Genomic DNA, 20,275 nt, shown 5'->3' on the forward strand with positions numbered 1-20,275 from the left:
GGAGCCGGTCAACGGAGGGCGCGGTAGTGGGCACGCTCCTCCGGGGTCCGGTGCTCGAGCGCGTATGACAGTGCGGTGCGGCCCATCCGGGCAGCGTTGTCGTCCAGGTAGCCGAGCAGGACGGTCTCGTCGACTCGTTTGCCGACCTCCCGCAGCATCCAGCCGAATGCCTTCTGGATGAGATCCCGTCGGTCGTCGCGGACGAGCGGCGCCACCGCGAGCAGTGCCGCCGGGTCGCCGTGCTTGATGACGGCGAAGGTCGCGATCACCCCCACCCGGCGCCGCCACAGATCATCGTCCCGTGCGTGTTGCAGGACGAGATCGAGTTCGCCGCTGCGCCGGCAGTATTCGCCGAGGACAGGATCGGCGGACGAGTCGACGAGATCCCAGTTGTTCACCCGGCCGCGGCGCACCGCGTCGAGGTAGAGGTCGACCCAGCCCTTGCCGTCGCCGCCGCGGCGTAGCTCGCGGTCGAACTCCTCACGCAGGAGGAACAATGCGATCAGGCGATGCTCGTGGATCGGTGAGTCGAGCAACTCGACGACCTGATCCGGCGCGATGCCGCGGAACCCCTTCGCGAGCTTCCGTTGTACCGGTACACGGATTCCGAGGAATTCATCGCCCTCCCCGTATCCCCCCGGTCGGGCCTGGAAGAACGCGGCCTGGCCGAGCGCGAGTTCCGGGTCGGCCACCACGGCTGCCGCATCACGCACCCGCGCAGCGGTGGGCGTATCCGTCATTGCGTCACTACAGCAGATCCGCGACGGGCGTGGGGGTCTGCAGCTTCGGCCGGGTCTTCATCACGGCACCCACCTTGCCGGCGCCCACCACGCCGGTGAGCACGCCGTCCCGGCTGTAGTACGCGACGAACTTCTTGCCGTCGTCGTCGACGACGTGGACCTCGTCATCGGCGCGCGGAGAGCCGAGTACCTGGATCTTGACGTCGAACTGGTCGCTCCAGAAATACGCGACCGACGCGGTGACCGCGTCGCCACCGGTGATCTGGTGCGCGACGACCGAGGCCTGCTCGACCGTGTGGTTCCAGTGCTCGACGCGTTTCGGCCTCCCGTCCTCGTCGAGCCAGTTCGCCACGTCGCCGAGTGCGAAGACGTTCTCGGCGCTGGTGTGTCCGGTTGCATCACAGGCGATCCCACCCCCGACCTCGCGCGCGGCGAGTTCGATGCCCGAACCGTCCAGATACCCGGTCACCGGGGTCGAACCGATACCGACGACGACGATGTCGGCGGGCAGGGTGGTGCCGTCGGTGAGTTCGACCGCGCTGACCCGCCCGTCGGACACGTCGATCTTCGCGACCCCGACCCCGGTCCGCAGATCGATGCCGTTGGCCACGTGCAACCGCGACACCAGGGCTCCGATCCGCTCCCCCAGCGCCACGGCGAGCGGCGTCGGAGCCGGTTCGACGAGGCTGACCGCCAGTCCGCGGGCCGAGAGGCCGGCCGCCACCTCGCATCCGATGAAGCCGGCGCCGATGACGACTGCGGTGCTCGCGGAATCGATCTCGCCACGCAGCGCCACCGCGTCGTCGTAGGTGCGGAGCACGTGCGCGCCACGGACGTTCTCTGCGAGACCGGGAAACGGCCGCGGATCGAGCCCGGTCGCCAGTACGAGGGTGTCGTAGGCGACGGTGGCGCCGGAGGCCAGTGTGATCGTCCGGTCCGTCGGTGACACCGCGGTCACCGCTTCACCGAGTCGCAGCGTGATGTCGGAGTCCTCGTAGAACTCCGCGGGTTTGAGATCGACGCGGTCGTCCTTGCCCAGCAGCACCGACTTCGACAGCGGCGGACGGTCGTACGGCGGATACGCTTCGGCTCCGACGAGGGTGATCGGATCGGTGAAGCCGTTGTTCCGCAGGTTCTCCGCGACCCGGATCCCGCCGAGTCCGGCCCCGACTATCACCACACCCGCGCTCGATGCACTCATCTCTGGTCCCCTTTTCGTCATCCCACCCGCGAGCACCCGTCTGCGCCGGCGGTCGCGCGGACCGCCCGGGGGCGGGCATCTCGTGTCTCAACGGGTCACGTCGCCGACCGGTTGCAGGTCGGACAGCAGCCAATTCCCGTCGACCTTACGCATAAGTGCCCACCGGGCGATAGAGGTCGTCTCGGCCGGTGGACGGCTCGCGGCACCCGGTGCCGGTGAACCGGACCCGGCTGTCACCCGCTGGTCGGCGAAGACGAGCACCCGGGCGCGTTCCGAGTCGCCCTCCCGCAGTCCGGCACCGACGACCTCGCCGGTCACCGACAACGCTGATGCACGGACGCCGGGAACCACGACGTCGGTGCCACGGTTCCGGTACTCCAGGCGTAGCGGGTCGGTCAGCAACGCGTCGGTCGCCTGCCGCCGGTCGGCGGGGTCGTCGGGCGAATAGGTCAGGAGCGCACTCACGGCAGCCGCAGCCGCGCTGAGGATCTCGCTGCGTTGCGCCTCGGTCGGGTCGGGATCGGGGCGCAGGGTCGCGGCGCCCGCGATCGCCGCGACCACCAGGGATACCGCCGATGCGACGATGAGAAGCCGCATGCGGATGCGTTGGGTTCGACTCGGCTGTGCCGGTAGCAGGACCCGGTCGTCGGCGGCGGTCATGGACGCCTCGCCTCGGCGATCTTCCAGCCGCCGTCGGTGCGCGTCATGGTGATCAGCGCCGTGATCCGCTCTCCGGTGGTGTCGATCTCCGAACCGTCCCCCGACCCGCCCAGGAGCGCCGGGTTCGTCGCGTCGGCGACGACGAGCACGTCCACGCTGCCACCGATGTCGTCGGACGACGGATCGGTGACGAGCCCGGCCGAGATCACTTGCCCGACACTCGAACCCCGTTGCCCGCCCACCTCTGTCACCAGTGCCTCCCGGGCGGCGTCGATCCGTTGCAGCTGCGGTCCGGTGCTCACCTCCGCCACGCGTGCCACGTAGCCTTCGGGGTCGGCCGGGTCGGCGGTCAGCATGACGGTGACGGCGCCGCGGGCGGATGCGAGCACGTCGTCCTGCAACTCGGTCGCCGCCTGCTGGCCGCGGATCTGCCACGCAAGAAAGCCGGCGACGCCAACGAGGACGACCACCGCGATCGCTGCTCCGACGAGAGTCCGGCGCACCGTCTGTGTCCGGCGTGCCGCACGCGCCCGGAGCGCCGGCGCGGCGACGACCCGGGCGGTGCGCGCCCGTCGGGTCGCCGCGTCGACCCGGGCGCGGGCGAGTTCGATTCGCGTGGTGATGGTCTCGGTCATCGCCGCACCCGCAGATTCCGGTGGACGATCATCCGATCACATCCGCCGCCGCGAGGAGCCATGTGTCGTCCGACCGCGCGTAGCGGGCCAGGACCGTGCGTTGGACGGTCGTCGCGGGCCCGGTGGCCGGACGTACTGTCACCGCGACGCGCAGCAGCGCCTCCCCCTCCGCGGCGTCGACCGCGACGATGCTGACGACCTCGGGGCGCCAGGTCACCGACGACGTCCCCTCGGGCGGGGGCCGATCGAGCTGGGCCCCGTAGCTGTCGGTGAACTCGTCGGCGACCCGCTCCCGCGCCCGCGTCCGGTCCTGCTGCCAGCGGTCCGCATCGACCGAGAAGACGTCCGCGACGATCGTTCCCGCCTGTGCTCGCAACTGGTCTCGGCTCTCCGTGACGTCGGAGCCGGTGCGGTGCGAATTCCACAGGGTGAGCACCACGACGAGCGTCGCGACCAGGACAACCGCCGCGATCGCGAGGCGGATGGTGGCACCTCGCACCCCGATGGGCCGGGTCGTTCCGCGTCCCGGGACCGGCTCGACGCCCGGGGTGTGAGTCGGTGGCGTCATGGAAGGTACTGCACCGCACTCAGTTTCAGCGTGTCGTCGGCCGGTGTGATGAGCACCCGCAACCGGAATCTGCGCGCCTGGTCGCCGGTCTCGGCCGGCGCCGCCCCACCGGTGAAGACGACGGTGGCCGCGACGAGGACCGTGGCGGTGTCGCCGGTCCGGACGGAGATCCCCGTGCCGTCGACAGAGGACTGCGCGACGGTGCCGTTGGCCCGGATGAATTCGGTGTAACTGTCGGCGGATTGGGCGAACTCGTCGTAGAAGGTGCCGGTGGCGCCGGCCAGGATGCGCTGGGCGCGCCGATCGTCTCGGCTGTTCGGGGCGATGAGCACCGCAACCCGGTCGGCCGCCGCGGACTGGAGTTCGGCATCGGAGTACCGCTCACGGTCTCGCTGCCACGCGGTCACCGCCACCCCCGCGAGCACGAGCGCGACGACGAGGACCACGACCGCGACGACCCAGCGGAGCCGCGACAGGCGCCGACGGAGTCCGGCCTCGACCTCGAGGGCGTGCAGATCGTCCAGTGCCTCGCGCAGCTCGCGCCTCGCGGCCCGGTCGGCGGACACCTCCTGCGCCCCCGACCGAGCACCCATGCCGTCCCTCTTCACGACGACAGGGGCGTGCTCTCCTGGGGCTGCGTCAGACTGTCGCCCGGCGCCCGGGTGTCGATCTTCTCACCGCGGATCCGGCTGGAATATGCCGCGCGCGCCTGCTGGTCGGGGCTCAGGAAGATCGAGTCCAGCTTGGTCAACCGGCGCGACCACCGCTTCATCGCCTGTGGGAACAGCGCGCCCGACTCCGCCCACCGCATCGACCGGGGCGCGTAGACGCGGACCACCGGCCGCGCGATCGTCTGCACGACGATCGACGCCACCTCGCCGGGCTCGACGGTCTGGATGAACTTGTTGGTCTGCAGGCCGGAGATCAGGGCGGTTCGCGTGAACGTGGGGAGTACCGCGCTGACGGCGACGCCCTGCGGCTCCAGCTCCGCGCCCAGCGCCTCGGAGAACTCGATGACGGCTGCCTTGGCGCCGTTGTAGATGGTGAGGCCGGGGGTGGGTATGCGCCCGGCCGTCGATGCGATGTTCACGATGTGGCCGGTCCGGCGGGGCGCCATCCGGCGGGCCGCCTCCTGGCATCCGATGATCACGCCCAGGACGTCGATCTCGTAGGTCCGGCGGATGATCGTGTCGTCGTAGGAGAGGAACGGTCCGACCGGCATGATCCCGGCGTTGTTCACGAGCACGTCGATCGGTCCGAGCCGGTTTTCGACCTCGGTCAGGAACGCATCGAAGGACTCGCGTTTGGTCACGTCCACCTCGATGCCCTCGCAACCGAGGTCGGCGGCGGCCTTGCCCACCGCCTCGGAATCCACATCACCGATCGCGACCCTGGCCCCCGCCTCGGACAGCTGGGTCGCGGTCTCGAATCCGATGCCACGCGCGCCGCCGGTGATGACCACGACCTTGTCCCGTAGCGCGGCGCGGATCGCGTCGTGGTCGGGTGTGCGGGACAGCTTGTCACGCAGACTCATTGGATCTCCTTCGGTGGATGCGGACTTCAGACGAGAGGAACCGGGCCGGCGTGGCCCGTCATCTCCGGTGGGGTTTCACCAGATCATCGGTGCGAGGAACTTGGCGGCGAAATCCCGAACGCGCTGGGGTTCGTTGCGAGCAGGGTCCGACGGCGGCGTCTCCAGCAGTGAGATCACCAGTCGCACATGGATCTCGACGGCTTCCAGCAGATCCTCGACGGGCATCTGCGCACCCTCGTCGCGGAGTGTGGCCGCGACCCGGTCGGTGACCATCTCGATGAACAACGATGTCATCGTCGCCGTGACGCTCTTGATCTCGGAGTCGGTGAGGACGATCCGGCTCAGCAGCGGGTCGGAGTTGACCCACTCGGCGCCGACGGCGAACGCCTCCACCAGTGCGGCCTTGGGTCCGAGCCCCTTCACCGAGGCCTCGAGTTTCTGCATGCCCGTCTCGTAGGCGTCGTTGGCCACCGCGTAGAGCAGCGCATCCTTGTTCGGGAAGCGCCGGTACAAGGTGCTGCGGCTCACTCCAGCCCGCGCGGCGACCTCGTCGATGTTCGCGCGGCGGACACCGACCTCGGCGAACTCCGCCCCGGCGGCCGCGAGGATCGCGGCTTCCTGGTCGGCCGGGCTGGCGGTGTTGCGGACCTTACGCGTCGAGGTCCGATTCCTGCTGTCGGCCTTGGTTCCGGTGCCTGCCACGGTCATCGCCGCCGACGGGTGGCGGGCAGCGAGTCCTCGGGTGCCGACCAGTGGTTTTCGTGCAGCCGGCGATGTCTGATCTCCGTGATCTCCATCTGGTCAAAATACAGCCCGGCGGTCCGGTGTCCGCGGGCACCGCGACCCCGGCCGACGTGCAACGGGGTTCCGTCGCGGTCGGGAGACGGGACGCCGACCGAATCGACTGCTGCCGGCACTGTCGCCAGAACCGAGGCCATGATCGTCTCCCTCCCGCAACGGCCGCCCCGGGTACGGACGGTCGGCATGTGACCCACATCGCATGATAGACCACGTTGAGACAGATCGGAAAATGCGTTCCTATCCTCGCCCGCGACCCGTGGGCGACCCGTCCATCGTCAGCAGGCGGTGACACCGCCGCAGACGCTCGCGCCACCAATGCTGACGCTCTTCTTCGACCGCGAGTCCGCGCACGTCGACCGAGGCGTCGGTGCCGAACCATCGCGTTCCCACCGAGCCGTCGACCATCTGGAAGGACGCGGCGACATCCGCGGCGAGCAACGACCCGGTGCCCAGCCCGCACGCAAGCTCCAGGCGCGGTAGCGCGGCCGCGGCAGCCACGCCGGCGGCCATCCCGATCGCGCTGTCGAGGGCACTCGAGACCACGATGTCGAGTCCCAGGTTCTCGGCGAGCTGGAGGGTTGCGCGCATGCCGCCGAGCGGCGCGACCTTGACCACCGCCACGTCAGCAGCGTCGGCCGCGACGACACGGTACGGGTCCTCGGCCTTCCTGATGGATTCGTCGGCAGCGATCGGCACCTCGACCGCCCGACGCACGGCCGCCAGTTCTTCGACTGTGCGACAGGGCTGTTCGGCATACTCGACCTCACCGATGGCGCGCAGGGCGGCGATGGCCTCGTCGACGGTCCAGCCGCCGTTCGCATCGATGCGCACCCTGCCGATGAGCGCCCGCGTCGCCGCAACCCGGGCGACGTCGTCGTCGAGGGTCTGCCCCGGCTCGGCGACCTTGACCTTCGCGGTTCCCGCGCCGGGGTATCGCTGCAGCAATGCGCCGACCTCGTCGGCGGGGATGGCGGGCACGGTCGCGTTGACCGGGACGGTGTCGCGGACCGCGGCGGGAGGACCGACCCAGGCGGCCTCGATGCCGGCCCGCAGCCACGAGGCCGCCTCCGGGTCGTCGTACTCGACGAACGGACCGAACTCCCCCCAACCCGCCGGCCCCGCGAAGACCATCGTCTCGCGCGTGGTCAGGCCGCGGAATCTCGTACGCATCGGCAGCCGAACCGCGACAGCGGAAGCGAGGACGTCCTCGACGTCGGGAAGCGCCCAGTCCGGTTGCCTGCCCCGCATCATCCGTCCTCCCTCTCCGCATACAGATCACCCCGCGTCGTTGGAACAACCTTCCAAGTTTGTTCCAAGTGCGATATTCTCGCCGCCATGTCAGTCAACCAGGGATTCGACGCCGGTATCCGCGAGGCAGAGCCGATGATCGTCGACGACACTCCGGACACCGCGGGCGAGGCCGCCTCGCCACGTCTCGGCGTCGACTCGCTCGTGTGGAAGTTCTACGGCGACAACCGCGGACTGCTGGGCTTCCAGCGTCTGGCCGGCACCGAGAACTGCATCGAACAACTCGGCCAGGCCGTGCTCGATCACTCGATCATCTTCAGCGACTTCCTCGGCCGGGCCAAGCGGACCGGCCCCCCGGTCATGCGGACCGTGTACAGCACCGAGCCGGAGAAGTGGGGTCGCACGGTGCGCGACTTCCACCGCGACATCAAGGGCACCATCAGCGACGGATCGCGGTACCACGCACTCAATCCGGAGTTGTTCTACTGGGCGCACGCGACGTTCGTCGACCAGGTCCTCTACATCACCGACACCTTCATCCGACGCCTGAGTTACGCCGAGAAGGTCCAGATTTTCGAGGAGAGCAAGGTCTGGTATCAGCTCTACGGGGTGAGCGATCGCGGGCAGCCGCAGACCTACGAGGAGTTCGTCCAGTATTGGGAAGACATGCTCGACCGGTTCGTGCCGCACAAGACGATCGTCTACGCCACCGGTTACATCCGGCAGGGACTCCCCTGCCCCAAGAAGATCCCCGCGCCCGTGTGGAAGATCCTGTCGCTTCCGTTGAACGCCTTCATCCGCACCGTTGTCGTCGGAACGCTGCCCCAGCAGATGCGGGACGTGTGCGACCTCGAGTGGAACGACAGGCGCGAGAAGAACTTCCAACGGTTCGCCGCCCTCATGCGGGCCGCCAACCCGTTGATCAACCGCCTGCCGCTCAAGTACCTCTACGTCCCCTGGGCCTACGAGGCGTGGCGCAAGGTCGGGATCGACCCGCGACCGCTGCACAACAAGCCCGCCTGACCCGCTCCGCTCTCTGAGCTGAGGAGCACCATCCCCCGCCCCCCGGAGGAGCACCATCCCGCCCCGGACGAGCGCGATCCCCCGCTCCCTGAGGAGCACCATCCCGCCCCGGATTAGCGCCATCCCCCGCTCCCTGAGGAGCGAGCTTGCGAGCGTCACGAAGGGTCTTGGTGACATGCGTGGCAGACCCTTCGTGACGCGCCCTCCGCAAGCTCCGGGCGCTCCTCAGGGAGCAGTGGTGGGCCAGTGGTTTCGCGGTTCTCTCGGATCAGGAAGCAGAGTTGACGCTGGCTCGCTGGTTCCGAACCGGAGATGACGCCGGCAGGCGTCAGTGCCCGAGGAACCCGTCGACGTGGGTGACGAACTCCTCGGCGCGGTCGCGGTGAACGCTGTGCCCCGCCTCGATGGTGACGAACCGCGAGTTCGGCAGGGCGTCGCTGAGGGTCTGCAGGTGGCGCGGGGGCAGGAAGCTCTTCTCGCCACCCGAGATGACCATGGCGGTGGCCTGCACATCCGGCAGCTCCGACCACCAGCGCGGCGCGCAGACGTCGAATTCGGCGACGATCTGGTCGCCCATCCGGCCGTCGTAGCGGATGACCGGAAAGGGGTTGCGCGCGAGCGCGATCAGCCCACGAATCTGCTCGCCCAGGGTGGCGCGCATGGCGATGCCCTCGGACAGATCGGCCTCGTCGCGGGGCATCGGCGGCACCTCTTCGAGCACCAGGCGTCGGATCCTCGTCGGCTCACGCATGGCCAATCGCAGCGCGGTGTGGGCACCGAGCGAATGGCCGACCACGTCGGCGACCGCGATCCCGAGGGTGTCGAGGACATAGGCCAGGTCGTCGCGGAAGTCGTCGAGCCGGTAGACCTCACGGGCCCGGCCGCTGCGCCCGTGTCCACGGAGGTCGAAGCTGATCACCGCACGCCCGCGGGCGCGGAGTGCCGTCGCGAGCCGGCGCCAGGTCGAATGGTCCGATGCCATCCCGTGCACGAGGACGACCGGTACGCCCCGGTCGGCCTCCCCCGCGATCCGGACCGCGAGGTCGGGGTCGCCGCTTCGACGCAGAACACGCATGACCGTCAGCTTACGAACGTCGGCCGTGCGGGCGCCGTCACACTCCACCCGGCCGTCCGCGCAGACCGCACCTCACCGGTCGTCGTCACCGGTCGCGGAACCAGCCGCTGTTCTTGGCGCGCCACACCATGTCCTCCCAGTACCCCCAGGCGTGTGTCCCTACAGACGGGAAGTCCGTCGTGACCGGGATGCCCTGCAACGCGGCCGCGACTTCGAACGACCGGGTCTGCGCGAGCGACACCACCTCCAGCGGTGTGCCCTTGACCGAGGCCACGGCGTCGGCGTTGTGCGGACCCCATGTCGCCGAACCGGACCCGATGCGGATCTTCATCCCGCGCATCCGCGGCAGCTGGACGAGTGCATCGTTGCGCGTCCACCGGTCACTCCAGGGCGGTCCCCACATGGCGTCCGCGCTGAACGGACCGACCCCCGCCCCGACCCCGGCGTCGATCAACGCGAGCCGAACAGCCTCTCGCATCGTGGGCGCGGACAGGTTCAGGTAGCCGGACATCGAGAAGACGTGCGAGATGCGCTTGCGGTGGTACGCCCCGTAGACCATCGCCGCGTTACCGCCCATGGAGATGCCCATGATCGCGTATTTGCCCAGCGGGCCGACGGCGAGTCCGCGCGCGTCGAGTTCGCGCACGATGGTGTCGAGTCGGCACGTCCACCGATAGCGATATCCGACCTTGTTGGCCGGGCTCGCCGCTTCCCAATCGGTGTAGAAGCTCGCGAGACCTCCGACCGGTTGGATCACGTTGACGCCGGAGTCGGCGATGCGGTGGACACGCGTGTCGCGACGCCAGCCACTGATGTCACCGGTCGCGCGAAGACCGTCGAGAGCGATGACGGTTTTGCTGTTGCCCCACCGGGTCCAGGTGTCGACCGGGGTGCTCGGCATGCCGCAGCCGGACACGTGGAACCTGCCGAACGCGGCCGACGCGGACGCGTTACCCGACCCGATGGTGACCACGCCGACCACCGCGAGGAGCGCGAGGGCGAACGCGAGGGCTCGACGTCGGCGGGCAAGCCGACGCGGCCGTAGTGAAAGCTGCACCGACGAACTGTAATTCGACGACGATCAGCAATGCCACGGTTGTGACCCTAGGGCATCGACATCGATATCGAGTGGTGACCAGAGTGACTACAGTGAATCAAGTGGCGTATGTGGCAGTGGATTCACCTTGTTACAGACCATCCACGCATCCTCAGAGATCGTCGACGATGCGCTGACGCGCCCGCGCGTACTCCTCCTCGGTGACCGCGCCGGTGCGGCGCAGTTCGTCCAGCGACGCGAGCCGTTCGGCCGGCGAACGGCCCGGGTCACCACCCCGGCCCGACCCGCCACCGGCCTTGGTGAACGACGGGGGGTCCATCCGAGACGAGCTCGCCGAATCCGCCCGGACTCCCGCCCAGCCGCGCACGACCTCCATGACTTCCGCTCGGGCCGCGGGATTGGACCGCAGATCGATCACGCCACTGCCCGCCACCCCGTGACGTCCGAGGATCTGCAGGATCTCCCCCAACGGTTCCGCCTGGCCGGTGAGATCGTAGGTCCGGCCGTCTTCTTCGGAGGTGAACCTGGCCGGCACCGAACCGGCGAGCAAAGCGGTTGCCTGCCAGTCGATCTCGAAGTCCTGGGACTCGGGATCGACCATCACGGCCAACCGACGGGCGTGCAGCAGCGGCTGCTGGTAATGCGGCACGACCTTCCTCGTCGACACCTCGAACGGAGCGAGTCCCTCGGCGTGGATCCGGAGCCCGAGCTTCATCAGCGGCTGGTCGTTGATCTCGACATTCGTCTGACCGACCGAGGTGATCTCGGCGATGCCGAACACCCCGGCGGCCCGGAGGCGTTCCAGCTTCGCGCCACCCCGATAGTTGAACCACGCGATGGCAACGCCGAGAACGACATCGAGCACGGTGATGCCGATCCCGGTCCACAGCATCCACTCCGTGTCGGGTGCATCGATCACGAAGTAGGCGACGAGGAAGATCGGACCGACGATCCCGCACAGCATGACAAACGCGAAAGTGCCCACGGCACTCCACACATGGGCGGGAACACGTGGCCCGGTCCCCGACTCTCCGAACATGGTCATGCGCGAACTCTATGCGCGGACCTGCGGCGGCGGAAGCCCTTACGGAACTGAGTCCAGCCATGGAACGACAGGCGCGTCGTGCGTGAATCTGTCGCGAGAACCAGGGAGCGCGCCTCGCCTCACTGGCCGTACCACGCGAGGCGCTCGGTCACACATGTGACCGAGCGCCTGACGTGACCGCGCCTGGTGCGCGCTACTTGAGCCAGAGCTTTTCGAACTGGTCCTGATAGTCGGCCACGCCGACGTAGAACCCCGTCTGCGGATCGAGAACCGCAGTCCCGATGTTGTCACTGTTGAGCAACTGCGTCGGCAAGAACGCATCATCGGCTGGTTTCAGATCGTCGCCGTTGAACTGCCTGGCAAGCATGTCGATCACACGCCAGCCGAGGATCTGCACCGGAAAGCCGACCCACACACTGTCGTCTCCGTCTTTCAGTGATGCGAGGTTGGCCGGCGTCGGCGTCTGACCGGCGAATCGCACCTGATCTTGGAGCCCCGCGGCCCGAAGCGCCGCGTCCACGCCCAGCACCAGGTCCCCGAACGAGAAGAGCGCATAGTTGATCTCGGGATCACGTTGCAGCGTGCTGACCACACTCTGAGGCGTCTTGGTACCCAGGTCGGTCACCTGTTGATTGATCATCTCGACACGACAGCCGGGGCAGAGTGTCTTCATCTGTGCGGTGAAGGCATCGGTGAAGACATTGAGGATCGGGTAGTCGGTGATGGTGAAGACGGCGATGTTGGCCTCACCATCGCTGTCGGCGACGACCTGACTCGCGACCATCTTGCCCCATTCCTGGACCTGCTTGGTGCCGTCGAGCGAGGTCGAGATCACCCCGGGCACCGGATCGTCGCCCACACTGTCGGCGATGACCGGAATCCCGGCGTCCGAGGCGCGTTCGATCTGCGTCGACAACATCGACAGCGGCGTGCCCGAGATGTGGATCGCGTCCGGCCCGAGAGCGATCGCCTGGTCCATCGCCTTCGGACCGGCATCGGCGTCAGTACCCTGCAGGATTCGCTGGTAGCGCCACCCCAGGAGATCCGCGGCCTGTTGGATCGCGTCGTCCTTTGCACTCGAGATCGGTTGTGGCGTCTCGATGCTGATCACGTACTTACCCGCTTGCGGAGCGCGACTCAGCGGAGTTGTGAGCACCAATCCATCAGGGGGACTTTCGTATTGATCCGCGACGCTACGCGCCGCCGAGACATCTGCGGGCTCACCCGAACCCCCACCGTCGGCACTCGAGCAGGCGGTGGCGACGGCACCGACGGCGGCCACCGCGATCATCGTCTGCACCCAGGACTTGGTTCTCACTCGGTTTCCTTTCACGATGGCCTCTCGGCCGATGGGGATCCGCCGCAGCGGCAGAAGGAGGCAGCGAGCGTTCGTCACGAACGTCGTGCCGTACGGGCGGCCAGCGCGACCGCGATGATGAGGGCGAGGCCGTTGAAGAGGTCGTTGACGAAGCTCGGCGCGCCCGCGAGCTGGAGTCCCTTGACCCCGGTGGCCAGCAGGTAGATGGCGACGAGGGTGCCCAGCACGTTGACTCGTCCCGCCCGTATCTGTGTCGAGCCCAGGAAGACCGCCGAGAACGCCGGCAACAAGTACGACGGCCCGATGTCGGGCGCAGCCGTGCCGAGCTTGGCGGCCAGCACGACGCCGGCCAGCGCCGCCACGGTCGCGGACGTGACCAGGGAGCCGAACATGATCCGCTCGACGCGCAGACCTGCCAGGCGTGCGGCCTGGCGATTGCCGCCGGTCGCGTACAGGTACCGGCCCAGGGGCGTCTTCTCGAGGAGGACGTACATGACGGCTGCCACGACGACCATGTAGTAGAACGGCAACGGAAGACCCAGGAACATACCGCTTCCGAGCCCGAGGAAACCGTCGGTGAACCCCTCGGTGATCTGTTTGCCGTCGGTGACCCAGTACGTCCCCGCCAGCATGATGCTCGACATTCCCAGCGTCGCGATGAAGGAGTCCACCTTCAGCCGGACGACCACGAAGCCGTTGACGGCACCGATGAGGGCTCCGCACAGCAGCGTGGTGAGTATCGCGACCGTCGCGCTGATCCCCAGGGACAGTTGATACGAGACCATGGCGACCGAGAAGCCCATCACGCCTGCGATGGAGAGGTCGAAGACCCCGGCCGCCAGCGGCACGATCAGACCGATCGCCAGGATCGCGGTGATGGCCTGATCACCGGCGATGATCCTGAGGTTGCCCTCGGTGAGGAAAGTGTCCGGGATCCACAGCGCAAACAACACGATGATGGCCACCCACACGTAGATGCCGCTGAACCGATCAAGGCCCAGGGACACCACGCGCCGACGTCGGGCCGATTCGGGGCCGAGCCCGCCCGGGCCCGCGGGCGTACCGCCGTCGGCACCACCGCCACGGGACGCGGTCGGCACTTCTTCGGATGACTGTGTGGTCATCGCGGGTCCTTTCGGTTCTGAGGTCTTACGCATGTACGTGAGCGGAGGTCTTGAGCGTCGAGGCGGTCAGCTCGTCGGGATCGATGTTCGGCCGCCGGAGTTCATCGACGATCCGTCCCGCCGCGAGGACGACGACCCGGTCGCACAGACGAGTCAGCTCGGCGTGGTCGGTGGAGACGACGAGCACCGCAGCTCCGGCCGATGCGGCGTCATCGATGAGCGCATGGATGTCGGCTTGCGCGCCGACATCGACACCCTGTGTCGGTTCGTCGAGCAGGAGAACCCGGGGATGGCGGCGAAGCCAACGCGCGAGCATCACCTTCTGCTGGTTGCCACCGCTGAGGGTGCCGAGCTGACGTTCGGTGTCGCCGGCCGGGCGTACCCCGAGCCGGTCGAGCCACGTTGCCACATCGGACTTTTCGCGCTTCAGGCGAAGAAATCCCGCCGTGGCGTGGGCCCAGGGGTCAGCCACGGAAACGTTCTCCCGGAGCGACGCCGTCGCGAACGCGGCGTTCGCCAACCGTTCCGCCGGCACACATCCCATCCCGGCCGCCATCGAGACGTCCGGCCGGTCGGCGCGCACGATCACACCGTCGACTGTCACGGTGCCGACCCGGCCGATCCCGCCGAACAGTGCCGGAACGACCGATTCGCGTCCGGAACCGGTGATCCCGGCGATCCCGACGACCTCACCCGCCCCGACAGAGAGATCGAATCCGGTGAGGTTCCCGCACGACATCTGCGTCACATCGAGCATTGCCGACCGCTCGACACCGCCGGCAGGCGGCGCGGTCGGCGGTCTGACCGGCGCCGCGGATGGGGTTGCGGGCGTTCGGCTCCCGATCATGAGCGCAACCAGCGCGTCCTCGTCGAGGCCCGTCAGCGGACGCGTGGTCACCACGTTGCCGTCCCGCAGGACGGTGACCGTGTCACAGAGGTCGAAGACCTCCGGCAAGTGATGGGAGACGAACAGCACCGCCACGCCGGAGTCGCGGATTCTGCGCACCAGGTCGAACAGCCGAATGGCCTCTGCTGCCGGGAGATTGGCGGTGGGCTCGTCGAGCACCAGCACCTTGGCCGAACCGCTGCCGCCCTGGACCGCGCGCGCCATCGCGAGCATCGTCCGCTCACTCATACTCAGGTCGGACGCGCGCTTCCTGAGGTCGAGGTCGATGCCCAGCTCGTCCAACGCTGATCGTGCGTGCCGACGCTCAGCGCGAAAATCGATGGTGCCCACACGCGTTCGCCGGTAGCCGTGGCCGAGGGCCATGTTGTCGACCACGTCCAGGGAGCCGACGAGACCCAGTTCCTGATGGACGAACCGAAGGCCGGCGGTCTCACCGCTGCCGGGCACACCGAGGTGCAGCTCGTTCCCGCAGACGAGGATCGTTGCACCCGGATCCGGCTCGTGGTAACCCGCGAGGACCTTGATCAGAGTCGACTTGCCACACCCGTTCTGACCGACCAGCGCGCGTATCTCGCCGGGGCCGAGGGAGAGCGAGACGTCGGCCAGCGCCCGCTGGCCACCGAAAGATTTGGAGAGGTTCGCAACCTCGAGCGCCTCGACCATCAGCACCTCACGTGATCATAGTTACTTTATCCCGACCTGTGTTATCTGGATCATAGTGAACTATGTACATAGATCTGTCCAGCAGTCTGCGAAACTTTAAAAAGTTGGGGCGCAGCGGCCCTCGAGACGCTAGAGTCCAGCGGGGTCGTCAGACCCTTCGCTGAGGCGTGAATCTTAGTGATCGGCGCGTCAAGAAACGCGGCAGGCCGTGCGCGGTGGTGTCGACGCACGAAAAGTGCCCGGCCACATGGTGACCGGGCATGACAAAGGCGCCCGGCCACTTTCGTGACCGGGCGCCTTCGACTCAGTGAGTCAGTGAGTCAGAACGAGATCACTTGGTGATCTTGGTGACTCGACCCGCACCGACGGTGCGGCCACCCTCGCGGATGGCGAAACGCAGGCCCTCGTCCATGGCGACCGGCTGGATGAGCTTGACGCTCATCTCGGTGTTGTCGCCCGGCATGACCATCTCGGTGCCCTCGGGGAGGGTCACGACGCCGGTCACGTCCGTGGTACGGAAGTAGAACTGCGGACGGTAGTTGTTGAAGAACGGGGTGTGACGGCCGCCCTCGTCCTTGGACAGGATGTACGCCTGGCCCTCGAACTCGGTGTGCGGGGTCGTGGTGCCCGGCTTCACGATGACCTGACCGCGCTCGACGTCCTCACGCTTGAGGCCGCGGAGCAGCAGACCGGCGTTGTCGCCTGCCTGTGCCGAATCGAGGAGCTTGTGGAACATCTCGATACCGGTGACGGTGGTCTTGGTGCTCTTCTCGCGGATGCCGACGATCTCGACTTCCTCGTTCACGTTGACCTCGCCGCGCTCCACACGACCGGTGACCACGGTGCCGCGGCCGGTGATGGTGAAGACGTCCTCGACGGGCATGAGGAACGGCTTCTCGGTCTCGCGGACCGGGTCCGGGATCGACTCGTCGACGGCAGCCATGAGCTCTTCGACCGACTTGGTCCACTCGGGGTCACCCTCGAGGGCCTTGAGAGCCGAGACCTTGACGACCGGGGCTTCCTCGTCGAACTCCTGGGCGGCCAGCAGTTCGCGGACCTCCATCTCGACGAGCTCGATGATCTCGTCGTCGTCGACCATGTCGGCCTTGTTCAGGGCGACCAGGATGTAGGGCACACCGACCTGGCGGGCCAGCAGCACGTGCTCGCGGGTCTGCGGCATCGGGCCGTCGGTGGCGGCGACCACGAGGATCGCGCCGTCCATCTGGGCAGCACCGGTGATCATGTTCTTGATGTAGTCGGCGTGACCGGGGGCGTCGACGTGGGCGTAGTGACGCTTCTCGGTCTCGTACTCGACGTGCGAGATGTTGATCGTGATACCGCGAGCTTTTTCCTCGGGAGCCTTGTCGATCTGATCGAACGCGAAGCTCTTGTTGAGGTCCGGGTACTTGTCGTGCAGCACCTTGGTGATGGCCGCGGTCAGCGTGGTCTTGCCGTGGTCGACGTGACCGATGGTGCCGATGTTCACGTGCGGCTTGGTCCGCTCGAACTTCGCCTTCGCCACTTGATTGTCCTCCTGGACTTGTTGCTCTACTGGGCGGATCCCAGCAGGGGTTTTCTTCTTACGTTGGTGCGCAGAACTGGTCGGCGCATGTCGCTAGGACCGGGTTTACTCGCCGGTGGCCTTCGCGATGATTTCCTTCGACACGTTCGCGGGAACCTCCGCGTACGAATCGAACACCATGGAGTAGTTCGCCCGGCCCTGGGTCTTCGACCGGAGGTCTCCGATGTAGCCGAACATCTCCGACAGCGGCACCTGTGCCTTCACGACACGCGCACCACTGCGCTCCTCCATGGCCTGGATCTGGCCACGGCGGGAGTTCAGGTCGCCGATCACGTCACCCATGTAGTCCTCGGGAGTCGTGACCTCGACGGCCATCAGGGGCTCGAGGATGACCGGACCGGCCATCCGCGCAGCTTCCTTCAGGGCCTGCGAGCCGGCGATCTTGAACGCCATCTCCGAGGAGTCGACGTCGTGGTACTGACCGTCGAGCAGGGTGACCTTCAGGTTCACCAGCGGGTATCCGGCGAGGACACCGTACTGCATGGCGTCCTGGGCACCGGCGTCCACCGACGGGATGTACTCGCGCGGGACGCGTCCACCGGTGACCGCATTGGCGAACTCGTAGGTCGCACCGTCCTCGGCGTCCACCAGGGGCTCGAGCTTGATAATGACCTTCGCGAACTGGCCCGATCCACCGGTCTGCTTCTTGTGGGTGAACTCGTGCTTCTCGACCGTCTTGCGGATGGTCTCGCGGTAGGCCACCTGCGGCTTGCCGACGTTGGCCTCGACCTTGAACTCGCGCTTCATCCGGTCGACGAGGATGTCGAGGTGGAGCTCGCCCATACCGCCGATGACGGTCTGGCCGGTCTCCTCGTCGAGCTGGACCGAGAAGGTCGGGTCCTCTTCGGCGAGCTTCTGGATCGCGGTGCCCAGCTTCTCCTGGTCGGACTTGGTCTTCGGCTCGATCGAGACGTTGATGACCGGGTCCGGGAAGCTCATGGACTCGAGCACGATCGGCGACGCCGAATCGCACAGGGTGTCACCGGTGGTGGTGTCCTTGAGACCGATCATCGCGTAGATGTGGCCCGCGGTGGCGTCCTCGACCGGGTTCTCCTTGTTGGCATGCATCTGGAAGAGCTTGCCGACGCGCTCCTTCTTGCCCTTGGTGGCGTTGAGCACCTGGGTGCCGGCGTTGATCTTGCCGGAGTACACGCGCACGAAGGTGAGCTTGCCGAAGAACGGGTGAGCCGCGATCTTGAACGCGAGAGCCGAGAACGGCTCGTCCGCGGACGGCTTGCGCGAGAGGATCTCCTCCTCGTCGCCCACGGCGTGACCCTCGACCGACGGCACGTCCAGCGGGGACGGCAGGTAGTCGATGATCGCGTCGAGCATGGGCTGCACGCCCTTGTTCTTGAACGCCGAGCCACAGATCACCGGGTAGAACTCACGGGCGATCGTGAGCTTGCGGATCGCGCCCTTGATCTCCTCGGTGGTCAGCTCTTCGCCGCCGAAGTACTTCTCGAGCAGGGCCTCGTCGGTCTCGGCGACCGTCTCGAGGAGCTTCTCGCGGTACTCCGCAGCCTGATCGACCAGGTCGGCGGGGATCTCCTCGAAGGTCGGCGCAGCGCCGATCTCGACGGTTCCGCGCCAGGTGATCGCCTTCTGCTCGATGAGGTCGACGACGCCGTCGAAGTTGTCCTCGGCGCCGATCGGCAGCTGCAGGACCAGCGGCTTGGCGCCGAGGCGCTCCTCGATGGTGCGCACGGTGAAGAAGAAGTCCGCACCGAGCTTGTCCATCTTGTTGACGAAGCAGATACGCGGGACGTCGTACTTCTCCGCCTGCCGCCAGACCTGCTCGGACTGCGGCTCGACGCCTTCCTTGCCGTCGAACACGGCGACCGCGCCGTCGAGCACGCGGAGGCTGCGCTCCACCTCGACGGTGAAGTCGACGTGGCCGGGGGTGTCGATGATGTTGATCTGGTTCTTGTTCCAGAAACACGTCACCGCCGCGGAGGTGATGGTGATCCCCCGCTCCTTCTCCTGCTCCATCCAGTCGGTGGTCGAGGCACCGTCGTGGGTTTCACCGATCTTGTAGTTCACACCGGTGTAGAAGAGGATTCGCTCGGTGGCGGTGGTCTTGCCGGCATCGATGTGGGCCATGATGCCGATGTTGCGAACCTTGTTCAGGTCGCTGAGCACTTCCTGTGCCACTTAATCGCCTCGCATTTTCGCTAGAGGTGTTGGGTCTGAGGTGGAACCGTCCGCGGCGTCGTGTTCCCCGACGCCGCGGACGGTTGGTGTCACCAGCGGTAGTGCGCGAACGCCCGGTTGGCCTCGGCCATCTTGTGGGTGTCCTCGCGGCGCTTCACCGAAGCACCGAGACCGTTGGACGCGTCCAGCAACTCGTTGGCGAGACGCTCGACCATGGTCTTCTCACGACGCTGACGGCTGAAGCTGACGAGCCAGCGGAGCGCGAGGGTGTTGGCGCGGTTCGGCTTGACCTCGATCGGCACCTGGTAGGTGGCACCACCGACGCGGCGGCTCTTCACCTCGAGGGTGGGCTTCACGTTGTCGAGAGCGCGCTTGAGGGTGACGACCGGATCGGTGCCGGTCTTGTCGCGAGCCTGCTCGAGGGCGCCGTAGACGATGCGCTCGGCGGTCGACTTCTTGCCGTCCAGCAGGATCTTGTTGACCAGCTGGGTGACCAGCGGCGAACCGTAGACGGGATCGTTGATGAGGGGGCGCTTGGGAGCGGGTCCTTTACGTGGCATGACTTATCAGTTCCCCTTCTTGGCGCCGTAGCGGCTGCGAGCCTGCTTGCGGTCCTTGACACCCTGGGTGTCGAGCGAGCCGCGGATGATCTTGTAGCGCACACCCGGGAGGTCCTTCACACGACCGCCGCGGACGAGCACCATCGAGTGCTCCTGCAGGTTGTGGCCTTCGCCGGGGATGTAGGCGGTGACCTCGACCGAGCTGGTCAGGCGCACACGGGCGACCTTGCGCAGCGCCGAGTTCGGCTTCTTGGGGGTGGTGGTGTAGACGCGGGTGCACACGCCACGACGCTGCGGGCTTCCCTTGAGGGCCGCGGTCTTGGTCTTGGCAGCCTTGTCGTGACGGCCCTTGCGGACCAGCTGATTGATGGTTGGCACTAGGT

At 67.3% G+C, this 20,275-nt stretch carries 21 protein-coding genes; 1 reads left to right on the forward strand and 20 read right to left on the reverse strand.

What is annotated here, in order from left to right; translation table 11 throughout:
* Nucleotides 1-8: 8 nt before the first annotated feature.
* From LEL84_RS09295 to LEL84_RS09340, 10 genes are all read right to left on the reverse strand, one after another.
* A complete protein-coding gene (locus tag LEL84_RS09295) occupies nt 9-740 on the reverse strand; it encodes a DNA alkylation repair protein (RefSeq protein WP_226513876.1) in 732 nt (243 codons plus the stop codon).
* A 7-nt stretch (nt 741-747) separates the two neighbouring features.
* Nucleotides 748-1,941, reverse strand: coding sequence for an NAD(P)/FAD-dependent oxidoreductase (locus LEL84_RS09300; protein WP_226513877.1), 1,194 nt, complete (start codon nt 1,939-1,941; stop codon nt 748-750).
* Between the two features lie 87 nt (nt 1,942-2,028).
* On the reverse strand, nt 2,029-2,601 hold the full coding sequence (locus tag LEL84_RS09305) for a hypothetical protein (protein ID WP_226513878.1): 573 nt from the start codon (nt 2,599-2,601) through the stop codon (nt 2,029-2,031).
* The gene (locus LEL84_RS09310; protein WP_226513879.1) at nt 2,598-3,236 is read right to left on the reverse strand and encodes a hypothetical protein; all 639 of its coding nucleotides are present in this window, start codon (nt 3,234-3,236) and stop codon (nt 2,598-2,600) included. The genes LEL84_RS09305 and LEL84_RS09310 overlap by 4 nt, the downstream gene beginning before the upstream one ends.
* A 28-nt stretch (nt 3,237-3,264) precedes the next feature.
* Nucleotides 3,265-3,804, reverse strand: a complete 540-nt coding sequence (locus LEL84_RS09315; protein ID WP_083229300.1) for a hypothetical protein — start codon at nt 3,802-3,804, stop codon at nt 3,265-3,267.
* Nucleotides 3,801-4,397 (reverse strand): hypothetical protein, encoded by a 597-nt coding sequence (locus tag LEL84_RS09320; protein WP_226513880.1) that lies wholly within the window; start codon nt 4,395-4,397, stop codon nt 3,801-3,803. The genes LEL84_RS09315 and LEL84_RS09320 overlap by 4 nt, the downstream gene beginning before the upstream one ends.
* An 11-nt stretch (nt 4,398-4,408) precedes the next feature.
* The gene (locus tag LEL84_RS09325) at nt 4,409-5,338 is read right to left on the reverse strand and encodes an SDR family oxidoreductase (protein WP_211538314.1); all 930 of its coding nucleotides are present in this window, start codon (nt 5,336-5,338) and stop codon (nt 4,409-4,411) included.
* Nucleotides 5,339-5,413: 75 nt separating this feature from the next.
* Nucleotides 5,414-6,046, reverse strand: coding sequence for a TetR/AcrR family transcriptional regulator (locus LEL84_RS09330; RefSeq protein ID WP_226513881.1), 633 nt, complete (start codon nt 6,044-6,046; stop codon nt 5,414-5,416).
* A complete protein-coding gene (locus LEL84_RS09335) occupies nt 6,043-6,276 on the reverse strand; it encodes a hypothetical protein (RefSeq protein ID WP_211538313.1) in 234 nt (77 codons plus the stop codon). The genes LEL84_RS09330 and LEL84_RS09335 overlap by 4 nt, the downstream gene beginning before the upstream one ends.
* A gap of 100 nt (nt 6,277-6,376) precedes the next feature.
* Nucleotides 6,377-7,390, reverse strand: coding sequence for an o-succinylbenzoate synthase (locus tag LEL84_RS09340; RefSeq protein ID WP_226513882.1), 1,014 nt, complete (start codon nt 7,388-7,390; stop codon nt 6,377-6,379).
* Nucleotides 7,391-7,474: 84 nt separating this feature from the next.
* On the opposite strand from LEL84_RS09340, the gene LEL84_RS09345 reads away from it, so the two are divergent.
* The gene (locus LEL84_RS09345; protein ID WP_226513883.1) at nt 7,475-8,410 is read left to right on the forward strand and encodes an oxygenase MpaB family protein; all 936 of its coding nucleotides are present in this window, start codon (nt 7,475-7,477) and stop codon (nt 8,408-8,410) included.
* A gap of 328 nt (nt 8,411-8,738) precedes the next feature.
* Here LEL84_RS09345 and LEL84_RS09350 read toward each other — a convergent pair whose 3' ends face one another.
* From LEL84_RS09350 to rpsL, 10 genes are all read right to left on the reverse strand, one after another.
* Nucleotides 8,739-9,485 (reverse strand): alpha/beta fold hydrolase, encoded by a 747-nt coding sequence (locus LEL84_RS09350; protein ID WP_226513884.1) that lies wholly within the window; start codon nt 9,483-9,485, stop codon nt 8,739-8,741.
* An 85-nt stretch (nt 9,486-9,570) separates the two neighbouring features.
* Nucleotides 9,571-10,467 carry an alpha/beta hydrolase gene (locus LEL84_RS09355; RefSeq protein ID WP_374100833.1) on the reverse strand — a complete coding sequence of 299 codons (897 nt, stop codon included), beginning with the start codon at nt 10,465-10,467 and terminating at the stop codon, nt 9,571-9,573.
* Nucleotides 10,468-10,693: 226 nt separating this feature from the next.
* Nucleotides 10,694-11,587: an SHOCT domain-containing protein gene (locus LEL84_RS09360; RefSeq protein ID WP_226513885.1), complete on the reverse strand. Its 894-nt coding sequence runs from the start codon at nt 11,585-11,587 to the stop codon at nt 10,694-10,696.
* 193 nt (nt 11,588-11,780) lie between these two features.
* Nucleotides 11,781-12,905, reverse strand: coding sequence for a sugar ABC transporter substrate-binding protein (locus LEL84_RS09365; protein ID WP_139104543.1), 1,125 nt, complete (start codon nt 12,903-12,905; stop codon nt 11,781-11,783).
* Nucleotides 12,906-12,979: 74 nt separating this feature from the next.
* Nucleotides 12,980-14,029: an ABC transporter permease gene (locus tag LEL84_RS09370; protein ID WP_083207263.1), complete on the reverse strand. Its 1,050-nt coding sequence runs from the start codon at nt 14,027-14,029 to the stop codon at nt 12,980-12,982.
* 25 nt (nt 14,030-14,054) lie between these two features.
* Entirely contained in the window at nt 14,055-15,599 is a 1,545-nt protein-coding gene (locus tag LEL84_RS09375; protein WP_226514276.1) for a sugar ABC transporter ATP-binding protein, read from the reverse strand.
* A gap of 331 nt (nt 15,600-15,930) precedes the next feature.
* Nucleotides 15,931-17,121, reverse strand: a complete 1,191-nt coding sequence (tuf, locus tag LEL84_RS09380) for an elongation factor Tu (RefSeq protein WP_004020593.1) — start codon at nt 17,119-17,121, stop codon at nt 15,931-15,933.
* Nucleotides 17,122-17,226: 105 nt separating this feature from the next.
* Complete coding sequence (gene fusA / locus LEL84_RS09385) at nt 17,227-19,332, reverse strand: elongation factor G (protein ID WP_211538307.1); 2,106 nt, start codon at nt 19,330-19,332, stop codon at nt 17,227-17,229.
* Between the two features lie 89 nt (nt 19,333-19,421).
* The gene (gene rpsG / locus LEL84_RS09390; protein WP_004020595.1) at nt 19,422-19,892 is read right to left on the reverse strand and encodes a 30S ribosomal protein S7; all 471 of its coding nucleotides are present in this window, start codon (nt 19,890-19,892) and stop codon (nt 19,422-19,424) included.
* Between the two features lie 6 nt (nt 19,893-19,898).
* Nucleotides 19,899-20,270, reverse strand: a complete 372-nt coding sequence (gene rpsL, locus LEL84_RS09395) for a 30S ribosomal protein S12 (RefSeq protein WP_004020596.1) — start codon at nt 20,268-20,270, stop codon at nt 19,899-19,901.
* Nucleotides 20,271-20,275 lie beyond the last annotated feature (5 nt).

This window comes from Gordonia sp. WA4-43 (assembly GCF_020520305.1).
Classification (GTDB): Bacteria; Actinomycetota; Actinomycetes; order Mycobacteriales; family Mycobacteriaceae; genus Gordonia; species Gordonia hongkongensis.